Annotated in this window: 22 protein-coding genes; 3 read left to right on the plus strand and 19 right to left on the minus strand. The window is 40.1% G+C overall.

All coding sequences use genetic code 11. The features are described from left to right. Positions 1-27 precede the first annotated feature (27 nt). Positions 28-573, minus strand: a complete 546-nt coding sequence (gene hpt / locus Q8S11_RS01235; RefSeq protein WP_305660254.1) for a hypoxanthine phosphoribosyltransferase — start codon at positions 571-573, stop codon at positions 28-30. 28 nt (positions 574-601) lie between these two features. Beyond that, positions 602-2,734, minus strand: a complete 2,133-nt coding sequence (locus tag Q8S11_RS01240) for a transglycosylase domain-containing protein (protein WP_305660255.1) — start codon at positions 2,732-2,734, stop codon at positions 602-604. Between the two features lie 164 nt (positions 2,735-2,898). Between Q8S11_RS01240 and Q8S11_RS01245 the strand changes: the two genes are divergently transcribed. From Q8S11_RS01245 to Q8S11_RS01255, 3 genes are all read left to right on the plus strand, one after another. After that, positions 2,899-3,960: an Mrp/NBP35 family ATP-binding protein gene (locus Q8S11_RS01245; RefSeq protein ID WP_305660256.1), complete on the plus strand. Its 1,062-nt coding sequence runs from the start codon at positions 2,899-2,901 to the stop codon at positions 3,958-3,960. Positions 3,961-4,001: 41 nt separating this feature from the next. Then, entirely contained in the window at positions 4,002-4,280 is a 279-nt protein-coding gene (locus tag Q8S11_RS01250; RefSeq protein ID WP_305660257.1) for a NifU family protein, read from the plus strand. A gap of 176 nt (positions 4,281-4,456) precedes the next feature. Then, positions 4,457-4,996, plus strand: coding sequence for a hypothetical protein (locus Q8S11_RS01255; protein WP_305660258.1), 540 nt, complete (start codon positions 4,457-4,459; stop codon positions 4,994-4,996). 120 nt (positions 4,997-5,116) lie between these two features. Here Q8S11_RS01255 and def read toward each other — a convergent pair whose 3' ends face one another. From def to Q8S11_RS01340, 17 genes are all read right to left on the minus strand, one after another. Further along, on the minus strand, positions 5,117-5,689 hold the full coding sequence (gene def / locus Q8S11_RS01260) for a peptide deformylase (protein WP_305660259.1): 573 nt from the start codon (positions 5,687-5,689) through the stop codon (positions 5,117-5,119). 89 nt (positions 5,690-5,778) lie between these two features. After that, complete coding sequence (gene rhaM / locus Q8S11_RS01265) at positions 5,779-6,096, minus strand: L-rhamnose mutarotase (protein ID WP_305660260.1); 318 nt, start codon at positions 6,094-6,096, stop codon at positions 5,779-5,781. A 6-nt stretch (positions 6,097-6,102) separates the two neighbouring features. After that, the gene (locus Q8S11_RS01270) at positions 6,103-7,431 is read right to left on the minus strand and encodes an FGGY-family carbohydrate kinase (protein WP_305660261.1); all 1,329 of its coding nucleotides are present in this window, start codon (positions 7,429-7,431) and stop codon (positions 6,103-6,105) included. 31 nt (positions 7,432-7,462) lie between these two features. Then, entirely contained in the window at positions 7,463-8,737 is a 1,275-nt protein-coding gene (locus tag Q8S11_RS01275) for a sugar isomerase (RefSeq protein ID WP_305660262.1), read from the minus strand. A 21-nt stretch (positions 8,738-8,758) separates the two neighbouring features. Further along, on the minus strand, positions 8,759-10,873 hold the full coding sequence (locus tag Q8S11_RS01280) for a bifunctional aldolase/short-chain dehydrogenase (RefSeq protein ID WP_305660263.1): 2,115 nt from the start codon (positions 10,871-10,873) through the stop codon (positions 8,759-8,761). Between the two features lie 16 nt (positions 10,874-10,889). Beyond that, complete coding sequence (gene rhaT / locus Q8S11_RS01285; RefSeq protein WP_305660264.1) at positions 10,890-11,966, minus strand: L-rhamnose/proton symporter RhaT; 1,077 nt, start codon at positions 11,964-11,966, stop codon at positions 10,890-10,892. A gap of 322 nt (positions 11,967-12,288) precedes the next feature. Next, positions 12,289-13,320, minus strand: coding sequence for a GntR family transcriptional regulator (locus tag Q8S11_RS01290; RefSeq protein ID WP_305660265.1), 1,032 nt, complete (start codon positions 13,318-13,320; stop codon positions 12,289-12,291). Beyond that, positions 13,317-14,543: a pitrilysin family protein gene (locus Q8S11_RS01295; protein ID WP_305660266.1), complete on the minus strand. Its 1,227-nt coding sequence runs from the start codon at positions 14,541-14,543 to the stop codon at positions 13,317-13,319. The genes Q8S11_RS01290 and Q8S11_RS01295 overlap by 4 nt, the downstream gene beginning before the upstream one ends. A gap of 125 nt (positions 14,544-14,668) precedes the next feature. Next, entirely contained in the window at positions 14,669-15,316 is a 648-nt protein-coding gene (msrA, locus tag Q8S11_RS01300) for a peptide-methionine (S)-S-oxide reductase MsrA (RefSeq protein WP_305660267.1), read from the minus strand. A 258-nt stretch (positions 15,317-15,574) separates the two neighbouring features. Continuing rightward, the gene (locus tag Q8S11_RS01305) at positions 15,575-16,231 is read right to left on the minus strand and encodes a 1-acyl-sn-glycerol-3-phosphate acyltransferase (protein WP_305660268.1); all 657 of its coding nucleotides are present in this window, start codon (positions 16,229-16,231) and stop codon (positions 15,575-15,577) included. Then, entirely contained in the window at positions 16,228-17,049 is an 822-nt protein-coding gene (locus Q8S11_RS01310; protein ID WP_305660269.1) for an alpha/beta fold hydrolase, read from the minus strand. The genes Q8S11_RS01305 and Q8S11_RS01310 overlap by 4 nt, the downstream gene beginning before the upstream one ends. Positions 17,050-17,053: 4 nt before the next feature. Continuing rightward, positions 17,054-17,431, minus strand: a complete 378-nt coding sequence (locus Q8S11_RS01315; RefSeq protein ID WP_305660270.1) for a holo-ACP synthase — start codon at positions 17,429-17,431, stop codon at positions 17,054-17,056. Between the two features lie 13 nt (positions 17,432-17,444). Beyond that, the gene (locus tag Q8S11_RS01320; RefSeq protein ID WP_305660271.1) at positions 17,445-18,260 is read right to left on the minus strand and encodes an enoyl-ACP reductase; all 816 of its coding nucleotides are present in this window, start codon (positions 18,258-18,260) and stop codon (positions 17,445-17,447) included. Continuing rightward, the gene (locus Q8S11_RS01325) at positions 18,250-19,605 is read right to left on the minus strand and encodes a beta-ketoacyl synthase (protein WP_305660272.1); all 1,356 of its coding nucleotides are present in this window, start codon (positions 19,603-19,605) and stop codon (positions 18,250-18,252) included. Before Q8S11_RS01325 ends, Q8S11_RS01320 begins: the two co-directional genes overlap by 11 nt. Then, positions 19,598-19,858, minus strand: coding sequence for a phosphopantetheine-binding protein (locus Q8S11_RS01330; protein WP_305660273.1), 261 nt, complete (start codon positions 19,856-19,858; stop codon positions 19,598-19,600). Before Q8S11_RS01330 ends, Q8S11_RS01325 begins: the two co-directional genes overlap by 8 nt. Then, positions 19,859-20,458, minus strand: coding sequence for a hypothetical protein (locus Q8S11_RS01335; protein ID WP_305660274.1), 600 nt, complete (start codon positions 20,456-20,458; stop codon positions 19,859-19,861). Next, on the minus strand, positions 20,442-21,164 hold the full coding sequence (locus tag Q8S11_RS01340; RefSeq protein WP_305660275.1) for an SDR family NAD(P)-dependent oxidoreductase: 723 nt from the start codon (positions 21,162-21,164) through the stop codon (positions 20,442-20,444). Before Q8S11_RS01340 ends, Q8S11_RS01335 begins: the two co-directional genes overlap by 17 nt. Between the last annotated feature and the right edge of the window lie 114 nt (positions 21,165-21,278).

A 21,278-nucleotide genomic window follows, 5' to 3' on the forward strand; every position in this document is an offset into this window, starting at 1 on the left:
TAGAATTAAAGGGCTTTAGTGATTTGATTATTTTCCTGGTCCAACTGCCCGGTAAATATCATTAAGATTTCTGCCTAATCCATTGTAATCAAGCCCGAACCCAACTACAAAATCATCAGGTATTTCGAAACCTATATAGCTGATCTCCTTAAATTTCATTTTTAATGATTTAGGCTTCATCAGTAGGGTACAGACACTGATGGAGGCCGGTTTTTCTTTGTAGATCATGTCCAGAAGATAACTAAGGGTTGTACCACTATCAACGATATCCTCCACAAGGATCACATCCCTGTCTTTTAATGACATTTGTAGTCCCATATCTTCTTTAACCTTTCCACTGCTCTTAGTTCCTTTATAGGAAGATACTTTCACAAAAGTAACCTCAGAAGCAATACTGATTTCCTTCATCAAATCAGCGAGGAAGATGAAACTTCCATTTAAAACACCAACAAATACCGGAATCCGGTTTTCAAAATCAACATTTAACTGGATACCCAATAAACGGATTCTCTTTTCGATCTGATCCAATCCCAGTATCAGCTCAAAATTCTTCTCATCAATTTCTATCCTCATGGTATAAATTTAAATATAAGGTTAGTGATTATTGATTATTATTTTTGGAATCCCGCTCATTTTTTCGCTGTTCCCTTCTTTCTTTACGGCTTGGTGTATTTATTACAGTCGTGTCTTTGGGTATTATCCTTAATTTATTTAGTTCTTTAACATGGATTGTATCCGGCTGTTTTCTGCCAAAGATCTCATGCAGGAAGGTTTCTTTATCCTCCGATTCATCATCAATCAGCAGACTATCTACAATAAGTGAGTCAGCCATAGGTAGTCCCGATCTCAGGCTTTCCTTCAACCTGACATTCCAGAAACCATAGCCGGTGCTATCCGGTTCTGTCAAGCCTCGTCTGGCCATTATTCCTCCAATGAAGTTGAAATAAGAAGAAAGTCCCGACCTCAAGCTGCCATCGCCTTCAAACCTGTAAAGACCTGATTTAGGCCTTGGAACAATGCTTGCTAAGAATATTCCTTCACCGATGTTGAGTTCTGAAGGATACTTGTCAAAATAATAACGTGATGCTTCGCCAATCCCATAAACATTTCTTCCCCATTCGATCAGGTTAAGATAGGTTTCAAACATTCGCTGCTTACTCGATAGCTTGCCGCTTTCCATGATCCAGACAATCAGGATTTCCTCAATCTTTCTGGCCAGAGTTTTTTGCCTGTTCAGGTAAACATTCTTTGCAAGCTGCATCGAAATTGTACTTCCTCCTCTTTTGAAGGCCTTGGCTTTAAAATTAGTAATAATGGAACTTCGGATAGATTCCTCGACAAAACCATTGTGACTATAGAACGAAGGATCTTCTGCAGTCAATAAAGCATTCTTTAAATTTGGACTAATCTGATCGATCGGGACAAAATTGGGGTTTTCGGGACCGATAATAATATCCCGCATGGGCTTACCATATTCATAGGGGGTATAGACAAAGGTACTGTTAATCTTTTGAAGATTGGTTTTACCCCATTTGAGAACTTTGAATCCATCATTCCTTAATCTAGAATTAAAAATCACACTGTCCGGATTTTGAGAATCAAGATGAAAATTGAGGTCGTATTGCAGTTTTCCCTTCACTTGTATTCCCTCCAGCGATTCGAAGAGACCCTGAGGGAATGAATTCATTAACTCCTGTGCATCAATCTCTTCTGTATGGAGTTTCAGCTCGTAAATTTTTGATGGGCTAAGCGTATATTTTATGAAGGGGTGTATCTTAATTTTCTTGAGATGAAAGGTCGATGTGCTGTCAATTGCAACGAAGTTCTTTCCAAACACCATATCTGCATCCAGAGATGCATCCTGAACAATTATATCATTCCCCGCAATCCTCGAATGATTTACCAGAAGATTTTTAACTCTCCAGGAGCCGTTTACTTCTAGTTGACTCCCACTTCGGGTAAGCCCTCTCATCTCAGTCATTGCAGTATCAAAGCTCAGTTTAAGCCCGAATTTTTTCTCAAGATAGGGTAATTCAACTTTTTTATTATCAGCGAAAAGCTTCACATTCAGTTGTTTATCGCCCGGATCCACAGTTCCTTCCACATGCCAGACTGACTCATTTTGATTTACAAGAATGGTCGAGTTGACATCCCCGCCATCAATAGTTGCACTACGGGTGAATAAACTAACCGAACCTGAATCATCCCTGAATTTAATCTCAAAATCCCTGATATCCATATCATCAGGAATTTTATATAGCAGTTGGTTGATGAGGCTGTTCGCCAGACTGGCGATATCCAGTTCGGCTTTTTCTTTGGGTTCATCCGATTTTTTTTTCCGAAAAATAAAATCATAATTACTAACGGTATCTCTTTTTATCAGATTGATCATACCCCGGTCGAGTTTAATTTCCGAAAGTTTGATATCCCCAAAAATTAAAGGGAATAATTTTACGCCTATCCGCAAATTGAGGATTCGGGCCAGGCTATCCCTGCCACGGGGAACCAGGGTAATATTCTTAAAACTAACACTGCTTAATCCGACAAAGCCCGCACTCTCTATTTTGAGTTCCAGATCATACTCTTTATCAGCCTTGCTGATTGCCTTTTTGATCGCAGTGCTAAGTAATGCCTCACGTTTTGTATAGGCAATCGCACCTCCAATCAATAGTAGTACCAGAAGGCTGATTGAAGCAATACTGATTATTTTATAGTATTTTTCGGGTATCTGCATGGGCTGAATTCTCCACTAAATGGAAAGATAAGGTATTAAAGTTTGAAACACCGGTCTTACAGGTCAGTTAACTGTAAAAACCTCAAGTCTATAGCAATAAGCCTTCCGCTTTTAGTAGATTTGCGATAAACTTAGTAAAAATAATCTCTCCTTTATATTCAAAAATGATCACACAGGAACAAGTATACAATGCGTTGCGTCATGTTGAGGATCCGGATCTTAAAAAAGATCTGGTTAGTCTGAATATGATTGAAGATCTCAAGATCGATGGGAATAAGCTTAGCTTTTCGGTCGTTCTCACCACCCCGGCTTGTCCGATGAAAGCTATGCTCGAAAATGCCTGTAAGAATGCAATCCGTCATTTTGTGAGCAAAGATGTTGAATTGTCGATCAATATGACATCCAGGGTAACCAGCAGGCCCGAAAGAAGCCTGGCAGGCATTAAAAATATTATTGTTGTTGCTTCGGGTAAAGGTGGGGTAGGAAAATCAACAGTAGCGGTAAATCTGGCTCTCGGTCTGTCAAAGAAAGGGGCCAGTGTCGGACTTATTGATGCAGATATTTATGGTCCTTCTATTCCGATTATGTTTGGTGTAGAAGGTGCACGTCCAAAGGCATCTCAGAATGCGGAAGGTCAGACCAGAATTGAACCCATTGAAAAATATGGAATAAAATTATTGTCGATCGGATTTTTTACTGATCCGAACCAACCTGTGCCATGGCGTGGACCGATGGTTTCAACGGCTGTAAAACAGTTATTCAATGATGCCGACTGGGGAGAGCTGGATTATCTTATTGTTGACCTTCCCCCGGGTACCGGTGATATTCATATTACCGTTTCTCAGGGATTCCCGGTAACAGGTGCGGTGATTGTGACAACCCCACAGAATGTGGCACTTGCCGATGCACGCAAGGGTGTTGGAATGTTCCTGATGGATTCTATCAAGATTCCTTTGATCGGGGTGGTTGAAAATATGTCCTATTTTACCCCTGCCGAAATGCCTGAAAACAAGTACTATATATTTGGAAAGAATGGTGGGAGGACACTGGCAGAACAGTTTAATGCCCCGTTTTTAGGAGAAATACCATTGGTGAAGAGTATCAGTGATGCGGGGGATGTTGGAAAACCGGTTATTCTGGAAGATGATAATATTCTGGGTCCGGTATTTATGCAGATTGCAGAAAGGGTAGCTCAGCAGGTAGCTATTCTGAATGCTGTTAAATAGCATTTTTTAAATTTTTTGTATCTTTATATAAATACGATATCATGGATTTATTGAAAAGAGTTGAAATTGCATTGGACACTATCCGACCCTATCTTGAAACAGATGGCGGGAACGTATCAATTGAGGAAATAACTCCTGAAAATATTGTGCGATTACGTCTTTTGGGATCTTGTGGCTCATGCCCGATGAGTATCATGACACTTAAAGCAGGTATTGAGCAGGCGATTAAACGGGCAGTTCCTGAAATTACTGCTGTTGAAGCAGTAAACCTGACAGACATGGATGATCCTGCTGCTGTTTTACCCGAAAGACTACAATAATTACAGATTCTTTTCTGTAAAAATTGTATGATTTAACATAATTTAACACCACTGAGGTACGATTTTATTAACTTTGACTGATGCGAAACTGGTTATTCCTCATATGCTTACTTTGCAGCCTCTCCGGGTTTTCCCAGGTTAGGGAGAGGAAAATCGTGCAGTTTTCTGGGATAATAATGAACCGTGACAGTAATACGGTAGTGCCTTATGTAACCATTACCAACCTGACCGGAAGGGATCAGTATTATTCGGCAAATTATAAAGGATATTTTTCATTTGTGGCCCATGAGGGTGATACACTTGCTTTTACAGCTGTAGGTTACAGAAGGGAGGCACTTATCATACCTACCGGGCTGGATGATAGCAAGTATACCGTATTGATGAAAATGCAGCAGGAATCAATTAATCTTCCAATGGTAAGAGTCTATCCCTGGGCAAGTACAGATGAGTTCAAAAGGGAATTTATGACCATGAAGTTTGCGGATGATGACCTGGAAATAGCTAAAAAGAATCTTTCCCGGGAGAGTTTGGCTTCTATGATCGCTACGCTTCCACGGGATGGGGCAGAAATGCAAAGTTTCAATTTTCAGAATAATCATAACCAACTCGTCAATAAAAATATCAACCAGCGCTTAGCCAATCCTTTGCTGAACCCTTTTGCCTGGGGTGCTCTTATTCAGCAGATTATGCAGGGGGATAGGAGTAGGGAGCAGTAAGTTAGTTGAGAATGGAGAATGGAGAGTTGAGAATGAAGGAAATTTAATTTCAATTGTTACGCTTTGATTCCAGAATAATCCATTAATCCTAAAATCCTACCATCCATTAATCCTATCATCCTATCTCCTACCTTTCTTTAACGCAGGAAACTTCATTTTATATTCCACCTTTACAATTCCTTTTGATATGGAACTGAGTTTGTTGTTAAGCATGGCTTTGCGAAGCGGGCTTAATTTATCGACAAAGAGTTTTCCTTCGATATGATCATATTCATGCTGGATGATACGGGCAGCTAATCCCTTGTATGTTTCCTCGTAATGATTCCAATTTTCATCATAATAGGAAATGGTCAGGCTTTCATGTCGGTCGATATCTTCGCGGATATCCGGGATACTGAGACAACCTTCATTAAATGACCATTTATTACCACTTTCTTCAATGATTTTAGCATTGATAAAAGTTTTCTTAAAATCTTTTAAAGCCGGTTCATCTTCAGCAAATGAGGTGGCATCTACTACAAAAAGACGAATCGATAAACCAACCTGCGGGGCTGCAAGTCCTACCCCATGAGCGCCATACATGGTCTCGAACATATTCTCAATAAGATTGTTCAATTCAGGATAATCTTTTGTGATTTCTGTTCCTTTCTTACGTAAAACGGAATCTCCGTAGGCGATGATGGGCAATTTCATTTTGCAAAAATAGCCTTCTTTCCCCTATATAGCAAATTACAGTGTTTCAGGCCGGTCTAATTAGCTGATAAAGGAGCTTCAGGGCTTGTCTACTCCATGTGGAACATCATCTGCAAAGGCCTGCTTACAGGCGAATTATCCTCATTGGTATCCATGATATCGGCCATATAAGCCCACCATTTCTTAACGATTTCGGTTTTGCTCAGATCCTGTGAGTTATTATTACCGGATAGGGTTTGAACGGCAAACAGTATATTGGTTTCTTCATCCAGGAAGATGGAGTAATTGTTGATTCCTGCATCGCTTAAAAGAGCGCTGAGTTCTGGCCAGATCTGGTCGTGACGGCGTTTATACTCCTCTTTATAACCCGGTTTCAGTTTCATTTTAAAGGAAACAATATTTTTCATGCTGATTTATTTTGCTGAATAAAATTTTAATTCGATCAGGTCATTAGGGATATCCTTATTACCAAAACTATGATGAATTGCCAGTGCGGCACCCATTGCGGTCGACTGTGCCATTGAAGCAGCAAAGACTTCCATCCCGGGAAAAACAATAGACAAAAGATTCATGTAGATAGAGTTTTTACTGAATCCCCCATCCACAAAAATTCGTTTGACGTCCGAACCTTTTATGACCAGCCCGCTGGATATTTTTTGCTGTTTAATGATGTGAATCATCAGCCGGTGATAAGCTTCTGTATCAGATGCATAGGATGCGAGATCATTTCCTGAGTAAACCTCTTCCTGATTTAAGAGAGTTAAAAAAGCAGAATCAAAATTCATCTGTTTATATCTTGATTTTGGCTTTGAAAAGTACTGGGAAATTCTGTTCAGTTCCTGTTCATGCTCATTCCCAGCAAAAAGACGGGAGGCCTTGACAGGTTTACCCTGATAGTGCAGGTAACAAAGACAATCTGATTCAAGTTCAAAAGTACTTAAAGGACTCGCATTAAAAGGGTTTAAGCTGATGCACCAGGTACCTGTTGAAATCAGCAGGAATGGTTCTTTAAAATTTACCAGATATGGAATTAATGCCGCCGAGCTGTCATGCAATCCGATACCCACATCAAAACTATGACCTTCAAAACTTGTTTTAATTACCGAATCTGAAGGTAAAATGGGTGCGAGTTTATCAATCAAGCCCTCATTCTCAAGCCAGTAATGGTAATTGTTTTTGCTGAAATCCCAGAGATTGGTGTGGCAACCGATACTGGTTATGTCGGAATAGCATTTTCCGCTGATCAGGAAACTCAGATATTGAGGTAAATGCAAAGCGTATCTGATCTGTTTCAGCAAGTCATTGCGCTCGTATTTGATGCGATAGAGCTGCATGCCCGAATTCAGGCTTCCAAGTACCGGTGATGCGGTTTCTTTTGCGAATTCAGTCTTGCCTCCATAGGCCAAATAAAACTGCTCCAGCAGCTCTTCAGGATAAGGTTTCAGGTAATTGTATAATGGACTGAGTGGTTTTCCGGATTCATCAATATAGACAAAACTGGCTCCATAGGCGGTGAAATTGAGCCCTTTCAGTTTGAATTGCGACTTAGACAGAACTTTATGAAGCGATTCGAACACAAAATTGTTCAGTTTCTCCAGATCATCACAGGGAAATCCATCTTCATCTTTGCTTTCGGCAAACTGATCAGCATGTTCAAAAACGATCTTTAGCTGTTCATCAAAAAGGAGCAGTTTTTTGTTCGTTTTTCCGATATCAAATACGGCTATTACCGGTAACTGCATGTTTGAATGTTATTTTCCTGATTAATATAGATTATAATCCTGTAGCGGCAGTCTTCATGCCTCTTTCCCTGATCAGTTCTGCACGAACATTCAGTTCGCGGAATAAGCTAATTGGGTTTAATGCTCCTCCGGAGCGTAAGCGTGCCTCAGCGACCAATGGCCTAACATCCGTACGGAAACTATCCTGTAAAATTTCTTGTGCACGGGCTACATCGTTTTTCAACTGTGCTTCCCTGAGTGCTTTCCGGTCTACTAATAATGCCTGAGTATAGGCGATCATAATTGCTTCAACTGACTGCAAAAGATCTTCGAGCGGATCTTTAACATTATGTGATGCATCGATCATCCAGCCCAGATCTGTAGCATGGTTCATTTTACGATCATCCATTCCTTCAATCAGTTCATTGAAGATCAGGAAAAGTTGGTAAGGCTTGATACTGCCAGCAGTGAGGTCATCATCCCCATATTTGGAATCATTAAAGTGAAAACCTCCCAGTTTTCCCTCCATTAAGAGTAGGGAAACGATCTGTTCAATGTTTGCATTTGGTAAATGATGACCCAAATCGACCAATGTATAAGCTTTTGGCCCTAATTTACTGGCATATAAAAGTGATTGACCCCAGTCGCCAACGGTAGTTGAATAGAAATTTGGCTCATAGGCTTTGTATTCCACAAACATTTTCCAGTCGGATGGCAAAGCAGCATAAATTTCTTTCAGACTCTCCAGCGTATTTTGAAAAGCAGTTCTGAAATTTAACTGGCCCGGGAAGCAGGAACCATCAGCCAGCCAAACAGTTAAGGATTTTGAGCCCAGCTCGATGCCATGCTTGATGACCTCAATATTATGATCAATGGCCTGCTTTCTCACGGCGGTATCTACATGCTGCAATGAACCATATTTATAACTTTTCTCTTGTCCCTTCTGATCCTGGAAGGTATTGGAGTTCATCGCATCAAAACGCAAATCATGTGCTTTTGCCAGATCCCGGATCGCCTGATAGTCTTTAGGAATATCCCATGGAATATGCAGTGAAATCGCATTTGCTGATCGGTTCAGCTTATGCATCAAACCTACATCTTCAATCTTTTCTTCCAGGTTTCTGGGTTCACCACCTCCGGCAAATCTTCCGAAACGGGTACCCCCATTTCCTAATGCCCAGCTTGGAATGGCAATTTGGAAATCGATTAATTTTGATATAATAGACTCACTATAATCAACTTGTGTTATTAAAAACTCAAATTTTGATTTGTGAATATCTACTGATTTTTGATTGTGCTGAGCAATTATGCGGTCGTCAAGCTTCATGTTTTCTATTTATTAATGCTCTTATCTCACAAAAGCCATTGCTACCCCACCATCCACATTCAAGACATTTCCTGTTGATTTGCTTAACAAACCTCCCACAAAGGCGTAGCATGCATTGGCAATATCTTCTGGTAAAATGGTTTCATTCAGAAGGGTACGCTTTGCATAAAATGCAGGGAGTTCAGCAACAGTAACGCCATAGGCTTTTGCTCTTCCCTCGGCCCATGCACCCTCCCAGATTTTACTGTCGGCGATCACTGCATCCGGGTTTACCACATTGACACGGATCTTATCCGGGCCAAGTTCTGCAGCATTCAAACGACTCAGGTGTAATTGAGCTGCTTTTGCTGAGCCATAACCTGCATTATTCGGGCCTGAAACCAATGCATTTTTACTCACAATATTGAGGATATCTCCGCCCATACTCTGTTTTCTCATTGTATTTACGGCCTCCTGAGTGATTTTAAACTGACCTTTCACCAACACATCATAAAGCAGATCCCAATCCTTGTCGGTATGTTCTTCGATTGGTTTTGAAATTGACAAACCGGCACAATTTACCACGATATCTATTCCTCCAAAGCTCAGAGCGGCCTGGGCAAAAGCATTTTTTATATCGCTATCCTCAGTAACATTAAGTTGTACTGTAGTATAGCTGTCGCGGCCGAATTCTTTCATGAACTGAGCTCCCGCACCTTCCAATCGATCCTGATCCAGATCGTTCAGAATGACTACTGCCCCCTCCTCAACAAATTTTCTTGAGATTGCTTTCCCAATGCCGCCTGCACTTCCTGTAACCAATGCAATTTTGCCACTTAATGATTTTGGTTTTGGCATTCGCTGCAATTTTGCCTCTTCGAGTAACCAGTATTCAATATTGAATGCCTCCTGTCTTGGAAGTGAGGTGTATTCAGAAATTGCCTCTGCTCCGCGCATCACATTGATTGCATTAGTATAGAATTCTGCAGCTACTCGGGCTGTTTGCTTGTCTTTGGAGAAAGAGAATAGTCCGACTCCCGGGTAAAGAATAATTACCGGATTTGAATCCCGAATTGCCGGTGAGTTTGGATGCTTGCATGTATTGTAGTATTCTGCATACATTTTTCGGTAAGCTTCAAAAAGTGGCTGAAGCTTTGTGATGAGTTCCTTCGGATTGCTAAGGTCTGTATCAGGCTTAAGATCGAGTATCAACGGACTGATCTTCGTTCTTAAAAAGTGATCAGGGCAGCTGGTTCCCATTGGAGCCAGGCGATCCAGATCATTGGAATTGATAAATTCTAAAACTCTCGGATCATCTGTAAAGTGTCCGATCATGGAGCGTTCTGAAGAACAGAGTCCGCGTAAAACAGGAGCAATTTTCGCTGCCTGTTCTTTCCTTTGCTGTCCGGCAAGGCCATCAATTTTCTTCCCGCCAAAAACACTTCCATTTTTTCTTACGCTTTCCTCAATGAATTCTGCACATTTTTCAACCACCTCCAGGGTATTTATATAAGATTCGTATGCGGTATCACCCCAGGTGAACAAGCCATGAGAACCTAACATAATTCCCTTAATTCCAGGGTTATTATCCAGGCAGGCTTTAAGCTCTAAACCCAGTTCAAAACCCGGTTTTCTCCAGTCAACCCAGCCAATTTTATTGTCAAAAAGCTCTGCAGTGATCTTCTTTCCATCTTTTGCTGCAGCAATTGCGATCGCCGCATCAGGATGTAGATGGTCGATATGTTTGAATGGAAGAAAGCCATGCAGGGGTGTATCAATGGACGGCGCTTTCGAGTTCAGATCATAAATGCAGTGGTTAAACAATTCTACCATCTCATCTTCATGCTCTAGTCCGCGGTAGATATTTTTCAGATTACGCAGACGATCATTATATAGTGCTGCAAGTCCACTTTTCTTTAAAGTTCCGATATCCCCGCCCGATCCCTTGATCCACATGATCTCTGTTTCTATCCCTGTCAGCGGATCTTTAGCCATCACTTTGCAGGATGTATTTCCACCTCCATAATTGGTTAATCGCAGGTCTGCACCTAAAATATTGGATCTGTAAATAAGTAATCCTACTTCATCTCCTGCAAGTTTAGCTGCTACAGCATCATCCCAGAGGTAACTGACGTGTTTAAAATTTGATTGGTCCATATTGAATTGGTTTTAATTATATGGAATTTCCATATCCTACCAGTAATACTGAAAGAATGATCGTGATAATTCCCATAATAAAGGTTGAAAATGTTTTTTTGCTGACTGCGGTCCATTCTTTTAACAACAGCCCCCACATATTTGCAATCAGGATAATGAAGGCCATGTGCAGGATCCAGGAGCTTGCTCCGTTTCCCAGTTTGCTTTCTCCCATGCCGTAAAAAAAGAATTGTAAAAACCAGGTTGTACCTGCTATTGCCGAAAATAAATAATTTTTGAGGAGTGGAGTCTTTTTATTGGCATAATCACCAAATGTTTTGTTTCGGGTATTCAAAATCATACACCAGATCAGGTTGGTTGCTAAACCTCCCCATAAAAGCACCACATAGGTTACATTATTTTGAAAGAGGAACTCAGTTGTTTCAGTTGGATTGGCGCTTTTCCATAGGGTGTTTGCAGCATCTGCCATTGGTTTTCCGGCTTCAATTCCGAAATTGAAGCAGGCACTTAAAACTCCCGAAATGATCGCAACAATCAGACCTTTTACCAAATTGAACTCCTGAATACTTTCTTTTTTGGTCTCCTCACTTAATTCCCGTTCTTTCAGCATCCCGGCACGGCCACATAGGAAAATTCCAAAAAGACAGACCAGAACACCAAGTAGTACGATGCGGCCACCTTCATCATTAAGCATTTGGGTAAAACTGACCTTTCCGGCTTGCGGATACAAATCATAAAATACCGGTGGCAGTAATGAACCCAGAGCGGAACAGAATCCCAGAACAACAGAGTTTCCGAGGGACATACCAAGGTAACGAACACCAAGTCCGTAGGTTAGACCACCAATTCCCCATAACAAACCCATAATGAAGGTAACCTTTAAAATGGAGCTTTCGGTATTGCTGATAATCTCAGCAAATGCAGGAATGGTGAGGTAGGCTGCGAGCGGGGGTACAATAAGCCATGAAAAAAGACCGCCAATTATCCAGTAGCTTTCCCAGGACCAGCCTTTAACTTTCTTAAATGGAAGGTAAAAACTGCCGGATGCGGCTCCCCCAATTAAATGAAAAATAACACCTAAAATTGCTTGCATGAATCGGGTTTAAGGAATTGTGATTTTATCTAAAATTATTGAATAGTTAGTGCCCAGCTGTCATGCACTGTCATGCAAGTGGGATAGCTTTAATTATATAATGCTAGTTCGATATATAAATATTTAACCACATAGATTGACTTATATTAAGCTTTAAAGGAAACATAGAATGTAAATCATATAGATTGAAGCGAAGCTTCAAGGCTATCTGCGTCTAAAATGAAGGTTTGAGGCTATATAGTGCTATGTTTCTATGCGGTTTTAAAATATTATGTCGAGTTAACGTTAAGATTAGACAATTATTTAATAAGGCTAAAATATTCTAAAGTGAGGGCCTTAGCGTAAGATGGAAGGGAACTTCGGCATGAGCATGCGAATTGCTTAAAATTAATTGTGCAGCCAGTTCACCCATTTTTGAAAAATCGGTTGAAATGGTAGTAATTCCGTTTAGAATAACTTTTTTAAGGGGAGTTTCATTGTAGGATATTACCCCGACCTGCTTCCCAACCTTGAGTTTTAAAGAGATGATTCGCTCAATCAATGTAACCAGATCTGCTTCCATCAGATTAATGAACACTTCTCCTTCCTGAATCGGTTCAGTGCTGATATCATTTACAATTTTATGGGAAAATGCATATTGCTGACAGAAGCGGTTGAAGCCTTTGATTATCTCATTGGGAAAATAGCTTTTATCCGGGAAAATGATCTTTAGTGTATGGTATTTGCTTAGTTGATCTCTTGCTTGTTCCAGAGCATTGTAAATATCCTTTTCGAAGTTTTCATATACTGCTGCATATTCACCATCAACACCGGGTAACAATTTATCCAGGAGGACCAGTTTATCTTTAGGGATTTCATTGATCAAACGGTATGATTCTTCACCTCCTTCAATAAAATGCGGAATGATCACATAATGTGAATAATCTTCCTTTTTATTGTCAAGCAGTTTTTTGAACAGGGCAAAGTCATTGTTATAGATATAGAAGTCGATGGCAACATGTTCACCAAGTGCAGCTACGAAAGCATCGTAAACAATTTTCTTATGCGAACTTAACTTATTGAATAATAGAAAGATACGAAGTCTTTGCCTGAAATCAACATTGCTGATGTAATAGCCTTTGCCCGGAACCGAATTGACTATACCCAGGCTTTTCAGGTGTTTGTAACCCTTTTCAGCCGTATCTCTTGAAATTTCGAGAATACAGCTTAATTCATTTATTGAAGGGAGGAGATCATCCTTTTTAATTTTACCGGCCAGGATTGCATCTTTAATAGAGTTTGTTAATTGAAGATATTTCGGTGTCGCAGAATACCCATCAATCTGAATATGATTAAATAATCTGGTACGTTTCATTTCGGATTAAAGATCATAGAACTCAGTACTTTCGGATCAAACATCTCGTTGGCAATTTCAAGTATCTGAGAATCGCTAACTGCATTTATTTTCGCAAATATTTCTTCCAGTGAATCTACATGGCCATAATCCAGCAGACTTTTGCTCATCGAAATCAGCAGTCCCATTCTGTTTTCTTCACCAAGTGCAATCTGCCCAATAAATTTATCTTTTGCTTGTCTTAGTTGAACAGGCCCCAATTTTTGCTCTCTGAGTTTTCTCAATTCCTTTTCAAGTAGTTTTATTGCCTTTCCTGTTTTTTCATTGTCGGTACCAAAATAGATAGAAAAAATACCGGTGTCACTCATTGGAGTGTAGTTTGATTCGATGGTATAGGCGATGCCATATTTTTCCCGGATTTCGAGGTTTAGCCTGGAGCTCATTCCGGTACCTCCCAGCAGATTATTGAGTAGTAGAAAGCCAGTTTTATGCTTGTGATGCATAGAGTAGGAGCGATTACCGATCACGCAATGCGACTGGTTGATGGGTTTAGTGAAAACCAGGTTTTTCGCCGAGTATTTTCCTGTTTTTTCGCGTTTTCTTTCAGGCAGGTTGGCCGGGATTCCCCCAAAAAATTTTTCACTGAGGCGGATAATTGTTTTCAAATCATAATCCCCGCAGATACCAATGATGATTTCATCAGTGCGGTAGTTTGCCTTATGGAATTCGACTATATCTTTTTTTTCAAAACCTTGTACTGTAGACGGGGTGCCCAGAATATTACGTCCCAGCGGATGTCCTTCAAAAAGCAGGTCTTCGAAATCATCATTGATGGCCTCGTCGGGCTGATCCTGATAGGAAGATATTTCATCAAGAATAACCTCCTTTTCCTTTTTCATTTCTTCTTCAGGAAAAACGGAATGAAATACAATATCCTCAAATAAGTCGAGCGATCGTTCCAGGTGAGGTTTCAAAAAAGAAGCATGAATACAGGTATATTCTTTGGTGGTATAGGCATTCAGATCGCCTCCAACCAATTCGAGGCGATTAAGGATTTGATTGGTATTTCTTTTTTCAGTTTGCTTAAAAAGCAGGTGTTCAATGAAATGTGCGAGGCCATCTTTGGAAGGATTTTCATCGCGGGAACCCGCATTGATTATAATACAGGCATGTGAAATATTGGAAGGGCTTGGTTTATGCAAAACACGTATTCCGTTCTGCAACTGATGTACCTGGTAATCCATTCAGCAAAGGTAGAGAAATCAATTAGTAAATTTGAAAATGAGCAAATGGGATGTCTGAGGACTGAGGTCCGAAGTCTGATTTCGGAGTTCAGACCTCAGTCCTCCTACCTCAGTTTTCCGTCCTCCTACTTCAGCTTCCCCTTATAAGTCTTCTTAAACAACTCAAATCTCGGAATAGAAACCGCCCTAACATATCCCTGACTTGGATTGTGTTCGATATAATCCTGGTGGTATCCCTCTGCGCGATAGAATTCGTTTAGCGGTTTTAGCTCAGTTACAATTGATTTTTTGAATCTGCCCGAATTGGTGGCATCTTTTACAGCTTGTTGAGCGGCAGCTTTCTCCGTCGCACCAGTATAAAACAATATGGAACGGTAGGATGAACCTCTGTCAGGACCTTGTTGATTCGGTGTGGTTGGATCGTGTGAGGCAAAGAATACCTTACAAAGCTCTGCATAGGAGATAACTTTAGGGTTGTAATATACCAAAACAGTTTCTGCATGCCCGGTTGTCTCTGTATTTACCAAATCGTAGGTTGGGTTCGGTACATTTCCTCCCGCATACCCAGAAACTGCTGAATCTACACCCACAACAGCCTCAAATATATGCTCAGAACACCAGAAACAGCCTTCAGCAAAAGCAGCGATGGCTTTACCCTGAGGCGCTGTCAGTTTCACTTTTCTGACATCCGTTTTTTTCTGGGAAATTGCATCGCATGAGAATAAAACCAGAATGAGTGAAAGTGCAGGGAAAATATTTAGATATCGGTTCATTTTATTGCTTTTTTAAAGATACGTAACAGGGAGCCTTATAGATTTTAATTAATTGAACAAAGTCAATACTTAACCTTAGTTCGATATATAATTATCTAACCACATAGATTGAATTATATTATGCTTTAAAGGAAACATAGATTGAAGCAAAGCTTCAAGGCTATCTGTTTCTAAAATGAAGGTTGGCAGCTATAAAATGCTATGTTTCTATGCGGTTTTTAAATATTATCTCGAGTTCACGTTATACTTAATAATTTGTTAATCCTTTTCCTTAGTGAATCGTACATTTTTTTTAAGCGATTCTTTATGATGCAGGTTTATCTCTTGTTTAAACCGGTCAAAATCAAAATCCTTTGCGGTACCGCAATCGAGCATATTAAAATAAACCGATGGCTTTATGCTTTCAAAATATTCAGCAATATTGCTGCTCCATAACAATTGGCAATTGCCTTTTATCTGTGGTACTATTTCTGATATGCCATCTTGAAATTCTATGGTCCTGATATGGCAGCTTTCCAGATTCCCCTGTGGGAAAAACAGCAATAAATTCCCCGGCTCATTCAATATTTCTGCAGCATAAGCCATACTTTCTTTCACAGAATATTTTCCGGGCTCAATAGAAAAGGAACCAAGATGCCTTAGCCACCACTTCATTTCCATCTGCTTTTTTAAGGACATTATGTAGAGCCGTTTCATTTTGCCCTGTTTAATAAGTACCTGATAAGCCAGATAAAACCCTAAAAAACCATCACCGAAACTGAAATGATTGATTGATAAAATATAAGAATGGCCTGATTTTATATCTGCTGGCTTGATAATCAGTTTATTGAAGAAAAAAATCCTGAAAATTATCGTCAGGCAATACCCCCCCACCTTTAACCAGAAAAGCGATAAGGGTTTTGATTTAATGATCATGATAACAAATCTCCTAAAACTTTGGCAAAACCTTTATTGATCATTTCATGCCCTTCATTTAAATTTAATATTTCTGCATTTTTAATTTGGGGTAAAAAGGCTTTACCAATGCTAAGCGGATATGATTTATCACGCTGCCCAAAAATAAAAATACTTCGTATAGGATACTTATTTAACGAATAGATGAGTTTTGTTTCATCTGTTGTTAAAAACCGTAAATAAGTTAAGCTTGCGTAAAGGTTAAACCTTAATTCATGTGTTTCAATTTCTTTTAAAAGAATTGCATGGCCTTCGGCATCAATAAATCGAACCCGTCTGCACATATTTAAGAGCTTAAGCATCGCATCTTTACTCAAAGATACTTTCTCTATGATCCTATTCCCAAATTTACTCCTGCTAAAAAACCTAATAATGTTTCCCGGTTTAATGGATGATGGCGCCGCTACGATATATTCATTAATCATTTCGGGAAGTTCTTCAACAACTGTTGTGGCATAGTGGGTACCCATAGAATAGCCAATTACCGAAAAGCGATTGATGTTGTGTGCATTGCAAAATTCAACAATAAGGCCGGCCAACTCACTTTTTGTTAATCCGGTTTTCACGGCATCCAGGCTTTGATCCTTCAGTCTGGTGGCTTTATGAAAAAACAGATCGAAGCCCCAAAAAGTATATTTATTCCCTAATTCCGGCTCTAATTCCCGAAACTGTTTACCATGCATGCCAAAACCATGAAAACAGAGCATATGCTCCTCACCTGTTCCATATTTATAATAATGGAGATCAACAAAATCGGAATTATAAAAATGTGAGGTCAATGGATTAAACTATTGCATTAATTAATGCCAAAGCCCAGGCATACTCTGCATCATGTGATATGGTCAGGCTTAGCTCGAATTTTTTAAGATGTGACGGTAATACTACCGTCGGCATTCCTGCTTTTTTGGCTCTGCTAATTTCGATTTTTTTCCATCTCAGAGGTGAAGCGTCTAATTGTTTAATGGCTTTATACACAGCCTCCTTAGCTGCCCAGGTTGATGCATAACGTTGCAAAGAATCACTAAAGCTTTCGCAATAGGCAATTTCTGCCGGGGTGTAAACCTTTTTTTTGAAAAGATCGCATAGTGAATGTTTAAAATTTTCTATGTGTACCAAATCATTGCCCACAGCAAAAGTTCGCTGTGCAGTGATTTGATTCACAGATATTTCTAACTCACTCTGCATCTAAAACTGGTACTCCCATGATATTAAATCCACCATCCACAAAATGAATATTGCCGCTTACTTTTTTCGAAAGATCAGAAAAATAGTAAAGAGCGGCATCCCCAACATCACCCGCATCAATATTCCCTAATGGTGCCATGTATTTGCCTAATTTACGCATTTTGCGTACACCATTGATTCCACCTGATGAAGTAGTCATAACCAGGCCAGCAGAAATGGCGTTAACCCGAACCTGCTTATTGCGAAAATAGTTTGCCAGGTATAACATGATATTTTCAAGAGCTGCCTTATTGATCGCCATTCCTCCATATTGTGGAATAACTCTGTTAGCCGCATTATAGGTAAGCGTTAGGATCGATGCATTTTTCTGTAACAAACTTTCAGCCACCCGCGCTATCCTTAATAGGGAATATGCACTGATATTAAAAGAATCCATCAGATCCTCGAAAGGAATATCAATGTAAGCAGGTACAGGCTCTGTACTGCCAAGAAAATTCGAACACAGTACTTTGGTGTTAGCGAATGCTACGCCATGTAATATATAATCAATGGGGCCATGGGTATGGTATACCGCATTCAGAAAGTTGCTGATTTGATTTTCGTCCCTTACGTCAACCTGCATGGCAAGTTGGGTATCAAGGCCTAATTTTTCAAGCAGATACAGCACCTCATCACGCGTATCTTCAACATAGCTTAAGGCAATTTTGCAACCCGACTGATGCAGTTTCACAGCAATATCATAAGCAATGGATTCTTCATTCCTCACCCCAAAAATTGCTGCAACTTTACCAGTATTATTTATCATATCTTGACAATTTTAAGGCACTATTGGTGCCACCAAATCCATAATTAAGACAAACAATGCTATTAATTGGTTTTGAAAAACTTTCTTGCGGAAGTAAGTGCCGGTAAGCAGCCAGGGGCTTCATCGGACCTGTCCATTCCTGACTTTTCTGGAAAGTTTCCAATTCAGGGTTGAGGTTTGGAGAATTTAAACAGGGCAATACCTTTTGCTCTTTAAGCATCAGTAAAGCAGTTATAAATTCCACAGAACCGGCACCACCTAACATATGACCAAATTGTGATTTTGGAGCAGATATGTGATAGCCTTCTTCACCCAAGGCATCTACTACACTCAATAGTTCAATTGCGTCTCCGGAAGGGGTAGATGTACCATGCACCTTTACTACGTCGGGTTTTTCGTCTGTTCCTGCAAGTACTCCTTTCCATAACCTTTGCTGTCCGGCAAATGATGGATAGAACATATCTCCATCGCCGTCTGAATTGTTAAAATATTCGTCAATCACCCCTAAGATATCAGCACCACGGGCTACCGCCTGTTCATATTCTTCAAGGGCTACTATTCCTGCACCAAATGAGCATACAAACCCGTTTCTGGCCATATCAAATGGGCGTGAGCTTTCTTCAGGACTAAAACCCCGGCTTAAAACCATCATTCCATCAAAGCCAATAAAGGTTTCAAGTGATGTGCTTTCTACCCCGCCTGTGATTGCACGGTCTTGCAGCCCGAATTTGATTAGCCGATAGGCGTAGCCAATGTTTCCGAGTCCGGTTGCGCAGGCAGAACTAATGGTTTCGCAAACACCTTTGTTTTTTATCAGAACCGAGACATTGGCCGCTTCCCGATAGGTCATGGTTCGGTCGACAGTATGACCACCTGAATGCCGTGTTTTTCTGCCACTTACATAAAAATTCTGCCAACCGGTTCTCAGAATCAAATTAGCTGAACCGCCGGAGCCAATTACCACACCGGTTCGCTCTGACTGGACCAGATCTGTTGACCAGCCAGCCATTTTTATTGCATTCTGTGTTGCAAGCATTGACCAGATGCTGCCTACGTCTGAAGTAGCCAGGTTCCCATCCGGGATCCGGTTCAATTTATCCACATAGGTTTCCGGATAGATACCTTCAAGAGAGTCCCAAATTACCTCCAGATCCATCTCTGGCTCGGTGATAAAACCTGCTACAGTGGATCTGACCTGCTTCTCATAAGCCATAGCATCATCGAAAGTGCGGATCAGACTTTTGTTAGCAAATAGCTTGCTGCTAAATTCAGAAATATCCTTGCAGGTGGGAAACGCTCCCCCCATACCTACTACTGCCACCTTTCTGCCAGGGATGTTATCCACGTGCTTTAACTTTTAAAATCAGATCAACAACATCCTTAACTGTTGAGCCCATATCATCAATATCATCATCCTCAAATTCAATATCAAATTTTTGCTCGACTTTTGCGACGATAGCGATCATTTGAGATGATGGTGTGTTTAAATCTGCTAAAAAATCTGTTTCCTCTGTAACTCCAATTAATCTTTCGGGGTCTATCATTCTCACAGTTTTAAGTACCTCTATCAAACCGTCAATAATTTCTTGTCTTTCCATTTAAATTTTACTTTTTGTTTTTGCTCTAAAATATTCTATGTCAATTTCCCGCCCTGTTATATCATAGAGATCAGAAATAAGTTTAAAATCGGGTGAGAGATCATATTTTAGTAAACGTTCTTCGCTAAAATCTTCAAAATACTCATCAAGGTTCAATCCCGGAGGGCATCTGAAAATCCTTCCATCGCAAACCATTTGCCTGAATTTATAAAATGTTATTTTACCCAGAATGACAAAAGTATCGCCCTTCTCAAGTGCTGACATGAAGTTGACATTGCCTACGCTAATAAAGCTTGGGACAGATTTTTCTTTCAAATCAATTGGCGCACAATTATGTTTCTGACAAATCAAAAACATGGATAAAGAAGCAGCGGTAGCCTGAACAAATGATTCTATCTGGTCAACTCCTCTGAAAATGTCAAAATGGTCCTCTACATCATAATCTGTGGGAGTATAGCTCGCTACAACGCCTTTTTTGGGCGAGTGCCAATGATATTTATCTACAAGCAGCTTTTTAGGACCGTAGGCAATAAGTATTTCTCTCGGATGTATTGAACACAGGCTTTCTATAAGAACGCCCTTATCATAATATCCCACCATTTATATTTATGTTAGTTCCGTTAATGTATGATGCCTTGTCTGACATCAGAAAAGCAACCACATCTGCAACCTCATTCACATTACCAAAACGGTTTGCAGGTATGGCTTTTAAATAATCCTGTTTGAAGTTTTCAGGTACTGAATTGGTCATCTCGGTTTCAATAAAACCCGGGGCTATGCTTAAGATCCTGATGGAATGTTCTTCGCTCAAAGCCGAAACTTCGCGGGCCAGAGATTTTGACAGGGCTGCCAAACCTGCTTTGGTGGCCGAATAAACCGCCTGAAAAGCATTTCCGCTTTCACCAACACATGAACTTACATTGATAATTACCCCGCGTTTATTTAAAAGGAATTGTTTCATGACAGCCTTACAGATCATGATTGGTGCTTTCAAATTAACCTGCAGCATCCTGTCTATTTCATTTTCCGGCTGGTAAACCAGGGATTTATCAAATGTTATGCCCGCATTATTGATGACCCCGTAAAGTGTATCTCCGTGTTCTTTTTTTAAGCGTTTACAAAATTCATTGAGTTCATTTGTATTGCTGAGATCAGCACAAAGCAGGTGGTGTTTAGGATCAACATTGGTAAAACTCTCCTTGCGTGTGGCGTGTAAGATCAATGTATATTCTTTTGATAAGGCCTTCGATATTGCCAGGCCCAAACCCCTGCTTGCTCCGGTTATCAGTATCTTTTTTTCCGGCATATTAAGCTAAAGTTTTAATAATATTCTCTTCTTTATGAATTGAACAGATCCTGAAACCTGTAAAAGTATAAAATCAAATATAATTTTTAAATTATAGATACTCTGCCGGATTAA

This window comes from Daejeonella sp. (assembly GCF_030695525.1).
In the GTDB taxonomy this organism is placed as follows: Bacteria; Bacteroidota; Bacteroidia; order Sphingobacteriales; family Sphingobacteriaceae; genus Daejeonella.

Coding starts and splice junctions, on each gene's coding strand:
- hpt (WP_305660254.1), bottom strand. CDS start 573: ATGAGGATAGAAATTGATGAGAAGAATTTTGAGCTGATACTGGGATTG.
- Q8S11_RS01240 (WP_305660255.1), bottom strand. CDS start 2,734: ATGCAGATACCCGAAAAATACTATAAAATAATCAGTATTGCTTCAATC.
- Q8S11_RS01245 (WP_305660256.1), top strand. CDS start 2,899: ATGATCACACAGGAACAAGTATACAATGCGTTGCGTCATGTTGAGGAT.
- Q8S11_RS01250 (WP_305660257.1), top strand. CDS start 4,002: ATGGATTTATTGAAAAGAGTTGAAATTGCATTGGACACTATCCGACCC.
- Q8S11_RS01255 (WP_305660258.1), top strand. CDS start 4,457: ATGAACCGTGACAGTAATACGGTAGTGCCTTATGTAACCATTACCAAC.
- def (WP_305660259.1), bottom strand. CDS start 5,689: ATGAAATTGCCCATCATCGCCTACGGAGATTCCGTTTTACGTAAGAAA.
- rhaM (WP_305660260.1), bottom strand. CDS start 6,096: ATGAAAAATATTGTTTCCTTTAAAATGAAACTGAAACCGGGTTATAAA.
- Q8S11_RS01270 (WP_305660261.1), bottom strand. CDS start 7,431: ATGCAGTTACCGGTAATAGCCGTATTTGATATCGGAAAAACGAACAAA.
- Q8S11_RS01275 (WP_305660262.1), bottom strand. CDS start 8,737: ATGAAGCTTGACGACCGCATAATTGCTCAGCACAATCAAAAATCAGTA.
- Q8S11_RS01280 (WP_305660263.1), bottom strand. CDS start 10,873: ATGGACCAATCAAATTTTAAACACGTCAGTTACCTCTGGGATGATGCT.
- rhaT (WP_305660264.1), bottom strand. CDS start 11,966: ATGCAAGCAATTTTAGGTGTTATTTTTCATTTAATTGGGGGAGCCGCA.
- Q8S11_RS01290 (WP_305660265.1), bottom strand. CDS start 13,320: ATGAAACGTACCAGATTATTTAATCATATTCAGATTGATGGGTATTCT.
- Q8S11_RS01295 (WP_305660266.1), bottom strand. CDS start 14,543: ATGGATTACCAGGTACATCAGTTGCAGAACGGAATACGTGTTTTGCAT.
- msrA (WP_305660267.1), bottom strand. CDS start 15,316: ATGAACCGATATCTAAATATTTTCCCTGCACTTTCACTCATTCTGGTT.
- Q8S11_RS01305 (WP_305660268.1), bottom strand. CDS start 16,231: ATGATCATTAAATCAAAACCCTTATCGCTTTTCTGGTTAAAGGTGGGG.
- Q8S11_RS01320 (WP_305660271.1), bottom strand. CDS start 18,260: ATGATAAATAATACTGGTAAAGTTGCAGCAATTTTTGGGGTGAGGAAT.
- Q8S11_RS01330 (WP_305660273.1), bottom strand. CDS start 19,858: ATGGAAAGACAAGAAATTATTGACGGTTTGATAGAGGTACTTAAAACT.
- Q8S11_RS01335 (WP_305660274.1), bottom strand. CDS start 20,458: ATGGTGGGATATTATGATAAGGGCGTTCTTATAGAAAGCCTGTGTTCA.
- Q8S11_RS01340 (WP_305660275.1), bottom strand. CDS start 21,164: ATGCCGGAAAAAAAGATACTGATAACCGGAGCAAGCAGGGGTTTGGGC.